Source organism: Comamonas sp. GCA5 (assembly GCF_036541385.1).
GTDB lineage: Bacteria > Pseudomonadota > Gammaproteobacteria > Burkholderiales > Burkholderiaceae_C > Comamonas > Comamonas aquatica.
This window is the reverse complement of the sequence record NZ_JAZHFR010000110.1, coordinates 1-8,802: the sequence shown is the minus strand read 5'-3', so window position 1 is coordinate 8,802 and position 8,802 is coordinate 1. Positions and strand designations below refer to the sequence as shown.

The 8,802-nt window shown below is 68.4% G+C and carries 8 protein-coding genes and 1 pseudogene; 5 read left to right on the top strand and 4 right to left on the bottom strand.

Going from position 1 to position 8,802, the window contains the following annotated elements; translation table 11 throughout:
• The 4 genes from SJH88_RS17415 to SJH88_RS17400 all read left to right on the top strand — a co-directional run.
• Positions 1-543, top strand: a 543-nt coding sequence (locus SJH88_RS17415; RefSeq protein WP_274755216.1) for an alpha-ketoglutarate-dependent dioxygenase AlkB, incomplete at its 5' end; no start/stop codon positions are given.
• Between the two features lie 97 nt (positions 544-640).
• Positions 641-1,705, top strand: coding sequence for a homocysteine S-methyltransferase family protein (locus tag SJH88_RS17410; RefSeq protein WP_234687353.1), 1,065 nt, complete (start codon positions 641-643; stop codon positions 1,703-1,705).
• A gap of 247 nt (positions 1,706-1,952) precedes the next feature.
• Positions 1,953-4,574, top strand: a complete 2,622-nt coding sequence (locus tag SJH88_RS17405) for an MASE3 domain-containing protein (protein WP_274755215.1) — start codon at positions 1,953-1,955, stop codon at positions 4,572-4,574.
• Positions 4,457-5,266, top strand: coding sequence for a putative bifunctional diguanylate cyclase/phosphodiesterase (locus tag SJH88_RS17400; protein WP_274755214.1), 810 nt, complete (start codon positions 4,457-4,459; stop codon positions 5,264-5,266). Before SJH88_RS17405 ends, SJH88_RS17400 begins: the two co-directional genes overlap by 118 nt.
• A gap of 202 nt (positions 5,267-5,468) precedes the next feature.
• Here the strand turns inward: SJH88_RS17400 and SJH88_RS17395 are convergent, their stop codons facing one another.
• The 3 genes and pseudogenes from SJH88_RS17395 to SJH88_RS17390 form a co-directional block, all read right to left on the bottom strand.
• Entirely contained in the window at positions 5,469-5,843 is a 375-nt protein-coding gene (locus tag SJH88_RS17395; protein ID WP_274755213.1) for a fumarylacetoacetate hydrolase family protein, read from the bottom strand.
• A pseudogene (locus SJH88_RS19820) lies at positions 5,735-6,166 on the bottom strand (fumarylacetoacetate hydrolase family protein); the annotation flags it as partial. The pseudogene SJH88_RS19820 and the gene SJH88_RS17395, both read right to left, overlap by 109 nt.
• A 249-nt stretch (positions 6,167-6,415) precedes the next feature.
• Positions 6,416-6,622 (bottom strand): hypothetical protein, encoded by a 207-nt coding sequence (locus tag SJH88_RS17390; protein ID WP_210929924.1) that lies wholly within the window; start codon positions 6,620-6,622, stop codon positions 6,416-6,418.
• Between the two features lie 132 nt (positions 6,623-6,754).
• Between SJH88_RS17390 and SJH88_RS17385 the strand changes: the two genes are divergently transcribed.
• Complete coding sequence (locus SJH88_RS17385; RefSeq protein WP_051519304.1) at positions 6,755-8,062, top strand: Glu/Leu/Phe/Val family dehydrogenase; 1,308 nt, start codon at positions 6,755-6,757, stop codon at positions 8,060-8,062.
• 51 nt (positions 8,063-8,113) lie between these two features.
• Here the strand turns inward: SJH88_RS17385 and SJH88_RS17380 are convergent.
• A partial coding sequence (locus SJH88_RS17380) for an HpcH/HpaI aldolase/citrate lyase family protein (RefSeq protein ID WP_274755212.1) occupies positions 8,114-8,802 on the bottom strand: 689 nt, incomplete at its 5' end.

The window sequence follows — 8,802 nt, the reverse complement described above, 5'->3', positions numbered from 1 at the left end:
CCTGCAGGGCTGCTGCGCCAGCAGGCGGCCTTCACGGCCGGCGGGCGGCCGATGTCGGTGCGCACCAGCAACTGCGGTGAATGGGGTTGGGCCGCCGCCGGGCACCAGGGCTATGGCTACACGCGCAGTGACCCGCTGAGCGGCCGCCCGTGGCCGGCCATGCCCACTTTTTTGCAGCAACAGGCCCAGGCGCTGGCTGCGCAAGCGGGCTATCCGGGCTTTGATCCGGATGTCTGCCTGATCAATGCCTATGCCGTCGGTGCCCGCATGGGCCTGCACCACGACGCCGATGAGCGCGACAAGACCGCGCCCATCGTCTCGGTGTCGCTGGGCCTACCCTGTCATTTTGTCTGGGGTGGCCTGCAGCGCAGCGACCCGGTGCGCAGCCTGCGGCTGGAGCATGGCGATGTGCTGGTCTGGGGCGGGGCCTCGCGCATGGTCTTCCACGGGGTGCGGCCGCTGCCGGCGGGCCAGCACCACCTGCTGGGGGCCGAGCGCTGGAACCTGACCTTCCGCATGGCACAGCGCCCCTACCGCGGCTGAGCTGCGCCATCGGCTGGGAGGGCGTGCGCCAGATGCGGGGGCCGGGAATCCACGGGCAGCGGCGCAGGGCATGCACAGCTTCCTACAATCGGGCCCCATGAGCCTGCCCCACTACACCCGCGCCCAAGAACTGCCCGCCCTGCTGCAACAGCGTATTGCCATCCTCGATGGCGCGATGGGCACCATGATCCAACGCTTCAAGCTGGGCGAGGCCCAGTACCGGGGCGAGGGCTATGCGGGTGCCGACGGTGCCGGCCAGCGGTTTGTGGACTTCCCGCACGACGTGAAGGGCAACAACGAGCTGCTGTCGCTGACCCGCCCCGACGTGATCCGCGACATCCACGAAAAGTACCTGGCCGCCGGGGCCGACCTGATCGAGACCAACACCTTCGGCGCGACCACCGTGGCGCAGGAGGACTACCACATGGCCGATCTGGCGCGCGAGATGAACCTCAAGAGCGCCCAACTGGCGCGCGCCGCCTGCGACAAGTACAGCGTCAACGGCCGCAAGTGCTATGTGGCCGGCGCCCTGGGCCCCACGCCCAAGACGGCGTCCATCAGCCCCGATGTGAACGACCCCGGTGCGCGCAACGTGGACTTCGAGACCCTGCGCAAGGCCTATTTCGAGCAGACCGTGGCGCTGATCGAAGGCGGCGCGGACGTGATCCTGGTCGAGACCATCTTTGACACGCTCAACGCCAAGGCCGCGCTGTTCGCCGTCGAGGAAGCGTTCGAAGCCACGGGCGAGGTGCTGCCCATCATGATCAGCGGCACCGTGACCGATGCCTCGGGCCGCATCCTGTCGGGCCAGACCGTGACCGCCTTCTGGCACAGCGTGCGCCACAGCAACCCGCTGTCCGTGGGCCTGAACTGCGCTCTGGGCGCGACGCTGATGCGCCCCTACATCCAGGAGCTGGCCAAGGCCGCGCCGGACACCTTCATCAGCTGCTACCCGAATGCCGGCCTGCCCAACCCCATGAGCGACACCGGCTTCGACGAAACGCCCGACGTGACCAGCCGCCTGGTGCACGAGTTCGCGGCCGAAGGCCTGGTCAACATCGTCGGCGGCTGCTGCGGCACCACGCCCGACCACATTGGTGCCATCGCCAAGGCCGTGTCGGCCGACCAGGGCCGCAAGCTGTTCTACCCCGCCAACGCCTGAGGCGCGCACCACGGTTTGCCGCGCCCTTGCCGGGCGATTGCAGGTCAAATTGACCTCTAGCTCTGGCTGCGCGAGCGCAGGGCGCTCTGCTTTTTGATGCGCCCTGCCGCTGTGGTGAATTCGAATCACCACGCGGTGGCACGCATCTTGCCGTGCCGCAAATGGGTAAGTGAATGCAACAATCCGTGCAGATTCCCGTGATGCACCGTCATGGGGCATTTCTGCATGTCTGAAGGAAGTTGCATCCATGACCCACCACCGGGAGCTTCGCGAATCGGCGTACTGGCTGTTGGCCCTGCTGGCCGGGCTGCTGCTGGTGCGGATCCTGCCGGCGCCCGATGCGGCGCGCGGATTGGCCAGCTACCTGCCGCTGCACACCATCATGGAGATGCTGTCGATCGCGGTCGCGGCCATGGTCTTCAGCATTGCCTGGGTCACGCAGAAATACCGCCTCAACGGCCGCGCCCTGGTGCTGGGCATCGGCCTGCTGGGCGTGGCGCTGCTGGATCTGTCGCACGCCCTGTCGTACGCCGGCATGCCGGACTTCATCACCCCCAGCGGCCCGGAAAAGGCCATCAACTTCTGGCTGGCGGCGCGGGCCATGGCCGCAGCGGCGCTGCTGTGGGCGGCGCTGTGGCCCCAGGGCTGGAGTGGCTGGCTGGACCGGCGGGGGCGTTACCTCAACCTGCTGGCCATGGGCGGCATCGTCGGGGCTGTGCACTACCTGCTGCTGGTCCATCCACAGATCATTCCGCGCACCTTCGTGCCCGGCAGCGGGCTGACGCCCCTCAAGATCCAGCTGGAATATGCGCTGATGCTGGCCTACCTCGTGGCGGGGCTGGGCTTCGTGGCCCAGGGCACGCGCGAGCCCGGGCGCATCTACCTAGCGCTGGCGGCGTTCATCCTGGGGATTGGCGAGTACTTCTTCACGCTGTACGCCAATGTGACCGATGTCTACAACCTGGCGGGGCACCTGTACAAGATCATCGCCTACGGTTTCCTGTACCGCGGGCTGTTCGTCGAAACCGTGCGCCAGCCCTATCTGGGGCTGCAGCAGGCCGAAGCGCGCCAGCGCGCCACGCTGGAAACCCTGCCCGACATACTGTTCGAAATGGACCGCAGCGGGGTGTACCTGGAGGTGCATGCCAACGATCCCGACCGGCTGGCGGCCTCGCACCAGCAACTGCTGGGCAGGTCTGTGACCGAGGTCCTGCCGCCCGAGGCCGCGGCCACCTGCCTGGCGGCGCTGGAGCAGGCTGAGTCCCAGGGCGTGGCCCGCGGCCAGCGCATCTGCCTGTCCCAGGCCGACGGGCTGCGCTACTTCGAGCTGGCCGTGGCCAAGAAGGCGGCGCCCCCCGGGCAACCATCCACCTACCTGGTGCTGTCGCGCGATGTCACGGATGCCGTGCACAACGAGCAGCACCTGATGGCCGAGTCCTTTCTAAATGCCGCCTTGCTGGACCTGCAGCACCACGATGGCTACGAGCTGGAAAGCGATTTTCTGCGCCGCGGCGTGGAGCATGCCCGGCGCCTGAGCCACAGCCCCGTGGCGCTGCTGCTGTTTGCGCGGCCCGATGAGCAGGGGACGGACCTGGCCATGGCGCTGATCCCACAGGGCCTGGACCAGCAGGCCCTGGCCCAGGCCCTGCCCTGGCAGGAGGTGCTGCGCCAGCGCCGCGCCGTGGTGTGGCCCTGCCAGTGCGGCGACACCACCCTGGTGCAGCGCTGTGCCTGCCTGCCGGTGGTGGAGGGCGGGCGGGTGCGCATGCTGCTGGCGGTGGGCAACAAGCCCGAGGGCTACAGCGAACAGGACGTGCAGACCCTGCAGGCCCTGGCCGACACCATCTGGCAGCGCATCATGCAGCGGCGCCAGGAGGCCATCATCCACCGCCTGTCCGAGGCACTGGACCAGAGCCCCTCGCCAGTGATGATGACCGACACCCAGGCCAGCATCCTGTACGTCAACCGCGCCTTCACCGAGGTCAGCGGCTACAGCGCCGAGGAGGTGCTGGGCCGCAACCCGCGCTTGCTGCAGTCCGGGCTGACGCCGCGCAGCACCTATGCCGAGATGTGGCACAAGCTGCCCCAGGGCCAGTCCTGGCAGGGCGAGCTGATCAACCGCCGCAAGAACGGCCAGACCTACACCGAGAGCGCTTCGCTCTACCCCATCCGCGACGCCTTCGGCCAGGTGACGCACTACGTGGCGCACAAGGAGGACATCAGCCTGCGCCGCGAGGCCGAGGAACGCATCCGCGCGCTGTCGAACTTCGACACCCTGACCGGGCTGAGCAACAAGAAGTCGTTCGAGGAACAGCTGGCCCAGGCCATCGAACGCAGCACGGCCCAGCACGAGCGGTTGTCGCTGCTGTGGTTCAACCTGGACCAGTTCAAGCTGATCAACGAAAGCCTGGGCCACGCGGCCGGCGACGAGCTGCTGGTAGAGCAGGCCAACCGCCTGCGCCACAGCCTGGGCACGCAGGTGCCACTGGCGCGCTATTCCAGCGACGTGTATGTGGCCATCGTGCCCCGCGCGGACCAGGCGGCCGTGGCGCTGATGGTGCAGGCCGCGCTGACCCTGCTGCAGACGGCGGTGCGCCTGCAGGGGCATACGCTGATGACCAGCGCCTCGGCCGGCGTGGCGGTATTCCCGGACGATGCCCAGACGGCGGGCACCCTGGCCTCGGCGGCCGAGGTGGCGATGTACCGCGCCAAGCAGGACGGGGCAACACGCTGCGCTTTTTCGCGCCCGAGATGCAGGCGCACACGCGCCGCTCGCTGGAGCTGGCCTCGGGCCTCAAGCACGCCACCGCGCACGGCGAGCTGTTCCTGGTCTTCCAGCCGCAGTGCGCACTGGACAGCGGCGCCCTGACCGGGGCCGAGGCCTTGCTGCGCTGGCGCCATCCGCAGTGGGGGCTGGTCTCGCCGGCGGAATTCATCCCGATCGCCGAGCAAAGCGGCACCATCGTGGCCATCGATCTGTGGGTGCTGGAACATGCGGCGCTGCAGTTGCGCGCCTGGGACGCCCAGGGACTGCCAGAGCTGGTGGTGGCGGTCAACGTGTCGGCGGCGCAGTTCGGCCGCCCGCAGTTCGTGGAGGAGGTGCTGGCCACGCTGCAGCGGGTCGGGGTGGCGCCGCAGCGCATCGAGATGGAGCTGACCGAGGCCGTGGCGCTGAAGCAGCCCGAGCAGGCCGAGATCACCATCCGCAAGCTGCATGCCGCAGGCTTCCGCGTGGCGCTGGACGACTTCGGCACCGGCTATTCCTCGATGAGCTACCTGAAGCGCTATGCCATCGACAAGCTGAAGATCGACCAGTCCTTCGTGCGCGACCTGGCGGAGCAGGGCAGCGACCAGGCCATCGTCACGGCCATCATCCGCATGGCCCAGAGCCTGGGCCTGCGCACCATCGCCGAAGGCGTGGAAACCGCCGAGCAGGCACAGCTGTTGCAGGCCTATGGCTGCGACGAGATGCAGGGCTACTGGTACAGCCGGCCGCTGGAGCCGCAGGCCTTTGCCGCGTTCGCCCAGCGCCACCGGTCGTCGCTGGCCTTGCCCCAGTGAGCGCCGCCCGCCGCACTAGGCGGTGAGGGGGCGGGTGCCAGAGGGGCTGGGCCGCTTGGTCTTTCGCTGGACGGCGGCCGGCCTGTTTGGGTATCCGGGCCGCCCCAGGGCATGGTGGCCCATGCCTTATGGAGTCAAATCGACCTCTGGCGCCCGTCCAGTCAGCGCTGGATGCTATGAAAATGCTGATAGATCGTAGCGCTTAGAACTGCCAGGCCACCGCGCCCAGGCCATCAAACTGCAGCTGCACCCGATCGCCAGCCTGCACGGCGGGGCAGCCGGTCCAGGTGCCGGTGGTGACCACAGTGCCAGCCGGCACCGTGCCGTAGTGCTGGGTGACGTGCTGCAGCCAGCCGGCCAGCAGCCAAGTGGGGTCTTGCAGGCTGTGTGTGCCGGTGAACGCCTGGGCCGGCCCTCGTTGATCTGCAGCGTGCAGGTCTGCCGCATCCAGTCGTGATGGCGCAGGGGTGCAAAGTCCTGCCAGGGCCCCAGGGCCAGGCCACCGTGGCACTGGCCGTCGGCCAGCAGCGTCAGCGCCGGTGCCTGCAGGCCTTCGCGCCAGCGGCTGTCCACCCATTCGATGGCCACGGCGCAGGCATCCACCAGGGCGGCGGCCGTGTCCGGGGTGAGTGCGGCCGCGTCGGCGGCGCTCACGTCCTGACCGAGGCGCAGGGCGATCTCGCCCTCCACCCCACGCAGGCTGAACACCGTGCCCGGCGCGGGGGCCACGTCCACACCGACATGCACGCCCGGCTCGGGCAGGGGCGCATGGACCAGGGGGGCACTGCGCTGCGGGGCGCCCGACTTCCAGTAGCGGGGCACGCTGCCCTCGGGCCACCAGCGCCAGGTGCGCGCCAGGGCGCGCTGCACGGCGCGGGCTGCGTCCGCGTCCTGCAGCATGAAGGCCATGTCCTCGGCGCGCGCCGAGCGCTCGCCCAGCTTGCGCGACCACCACAGGGCGTCGGCAATCGCATAGGCGTCCGCGGGCAGCTCGGGCGCCACCTGGGGCCAGTCGGGCAGGATGTCCTCGGGGTCATCCTTGGCCAGCAGGTTCAGGCCCAGTGGCGGCTGGTTGGCAAAGGGGGACGGGCCCTGGGCACAGAAGCCCGTGGTGCAATCTTTGGGGGAATCGGTCGACATGGTTCGGCATCATGGCAAAAGCTGGCGCGGCGTGGCGCGGAGGCGCGCAGGATCCCGCACAGCGCAGGCGGATTCCCTTGCCGCAAACGCGGGATTGGTGCCTGCACCGGGCAGTGGCGGCACGCAAAAAATATCGCGGATAGGCATTTCACAATTGCAGGTAGATAATTTGGCGTTGATGCTGAGTTGCTGATTGTTGAGTGGAAAAGCATCCATATGCATTAAATGCATAGATTGACAAGCAAGAGGCTTTGGACAGCAAGAAGGGCCGTGCGTACGCTGAAAAAAAGCGAGCCCTGCCTGCTTTTTGCTGTGCGTCTGTCGCACCATTTCTCAAAGGTTGTTTCCATGCCAGTCCATGACCATTCCGCGCAATTGATGCAGCACGCGCTGCCCTCCTACCTGAACCCCGACGACGTCGGCCCCTGGGGCACTTACCTGAAGCAGGTGGACCGCGTGACGCCCTATCTGGGATCGCTGGCGCGTTGGGTGGAGACGCTCAAGCGCCCCAAGCGCATCCTGATCGTGGACGTGCCGATCGAAATGGATGACGGCTCGATCGCCCACTTTGAGGGCTATCGCGTGCAGCACAACCTCAGCCGCGGCCCCGGCAAGGGCGGCGTGCGTTTCCACCAGGACGTGACGCTGTCCGAAGTGATGGCCCTGTCGGCCTGGATGTCGGTGAAGAACGCGGCCGTGAACGTGCCCTACGGCGGCGCCAAGGGCGGCATCCGCGTCGATCCGCGCAAGCTGTCCAAGGGTGAGCTGGAGCGCCTGACGCGCCGCTACACCAGCGAGATCGGCCTGCTGATCGGCCCCTCCAAGGACATCCCTGCACCGGACGTGAACACCAATGGCCAGATCATGGCCTGGATGATGGACACCTACTCCATGAACACCGGCGCCACCGCCACCGGCGTGGTCACGGGCAAGCCCGTGGACCTGGGCGGTTCGCTGGGCCGTGTCGAGGCCACGGGCCGCGGCGTGTTCACCGTGGGCGTGGAAGCGGCCAAGCTGACCGGCCTGCCCGTGGAAGGGGCGCGCGTGGCGGTCCAGGGCTTCGGCAATGTGGGCGGCACCGCCGGCAAGCTGTTTGCCGATGCGGGCGCCAAGGTGGTGGCGGTGCAGGACCACACGGGCACCATCTACAACGCCAGCGGCCTGGACGTGGCGGCCTTGCTGGAGCACGTGCGCACCCAGGGAGGTGTCGGCGGCTTCGCCGGTGCCGAATCCATGGCGAACGACGACTTCTGGGGCGTGGGCTGCGACATCCTGATTCCGGCCGCACTGGAAGGCCAGATCACCAAGGACAACGCCCACCGCATCCAGGCCAAGCTGGTGATCGAGGGTGCCAACGGCCCGACCACCCCCGAGGCAGACGACATCCTGAACGACAAGGGTGTGCTGGTGCTACCCGACGTGATCGCCAACGCTGGCGGCGTGACGGTGAGCTACTTCGAGTGGGTGCAGGACTTCTCCAGCTTCTTCTGGAGCGAGGACGAGATCAACGCCCGCCTGGTGCGCATCATGCAGGAGGCCTTTGCCTCCATCTGGCAGGTGGCCCAGGAGAACAAGGTCAGCCTGCGCACGGCCACCTTCATCGTGGCGTGCAAGCGCATCCTGCACGCCCGCGAAATGCGCGGTCTGTACCCCTGATCGTGCGCTGCGCGCACCTCTCAAAAAAAGCGGCCTTTGGGCCGCTTTTTTTCATGCCTTGGGGGCCGTGCGCTGCTGTGCCCAGGCATGCCGCTGCAGCGTGCGCTGCGCCAGCTGCAGCACCGGGGCATCGACCATCTTGCCGTCGACCGTGCAGACGCCCCCGGCAGCGTCGGCCATGGCCTGCACGACGGCCTGGGCCTGGGCCACGGCGGCGGCGCTCGGGGCAAACACCTGGTGGACCGTTGCCAGCTGCGCCGGGTGGATGCACAGCTTGCCGCCGAAGCCCATGCGCAGGGCCCGCTGGCTGTCGGCGGCGGTGCGGGCCGCATCGCGGGTGTCGACGGTCACGCCGTCAATCGGCGCGGCCAGGGCCGCGCGGCGGCTGGCCATGACCAGGGCCATGCGGGTGGGCAGCAGCTCGCCTTCGTCGGGGCCGCACTGCATGCCGGCATCGACCTGGAAATCCAGGTGGCCAAACGCCAGGCGCACCACCTGCGGCACCTGAGCCAGGGCATCCACGGCATCCAGGCCGGCCACGCTTTCGATCAGCGGCACCAGGGCGCAGTCCGGTCCAGCTACCTGGGCCAGCTGCTGCAAGGTGGCGGGGTGGTCGGCCTTGGGCACCACGGCGCCGGCCACGCCCAGCTGCACCAGGCGTGCCAGGGCCTGCACGTCCGCCGTGAACCAGGCCGTGCCGGTGGCGTTGGTGCGCACCAGCAGCCGGGCGCGCTGCGCGG

Coding starts and splice junctions, on each gene's coding strand:
- SJH88_RS17400 (WP_274755214.1), top strand. CDS start 4,457: ATGCAGGCGCACACGCGCCGCTCGCTGGAGCTGGCCTCGGGCCTCAAG.
- SJH88_RS17390 (WP_210929924.1), bottom strand. CDS start 6,622: ATGGATGCTTTTCCACTCAACAATCAGCAACTCAGCATCAACGCCAAA.
- SJH88_RS17395 (WP_274755213.1), bottom strand. CDS start 5,843: ATGGGTGGACAGCCGCTGGCGCGAAGGCCTGCAGGCACCGGCGCTGAC.
- SJH88_RS17410 (WP_234687353.1), top strand. CDS start 641: ATGAGCCTGCCCCACTACACCCGCGCCCAAGAACTGCCCGCCCTGCTG.
- SJH88_RS17405 (WP_274755215.1), top strand. CDS start 1,953: ATGACCCACCACCGGGAGCTTCGCGAATCGGCGTACTGGCTGTTGGCC.
- SJH88_RS17385 (WP_051519304.1), top strand. CDS start 6,755: ATGCCAGTCCATGACCATTCCGCGCAATTGATGCAGCACGCGCTGCCC.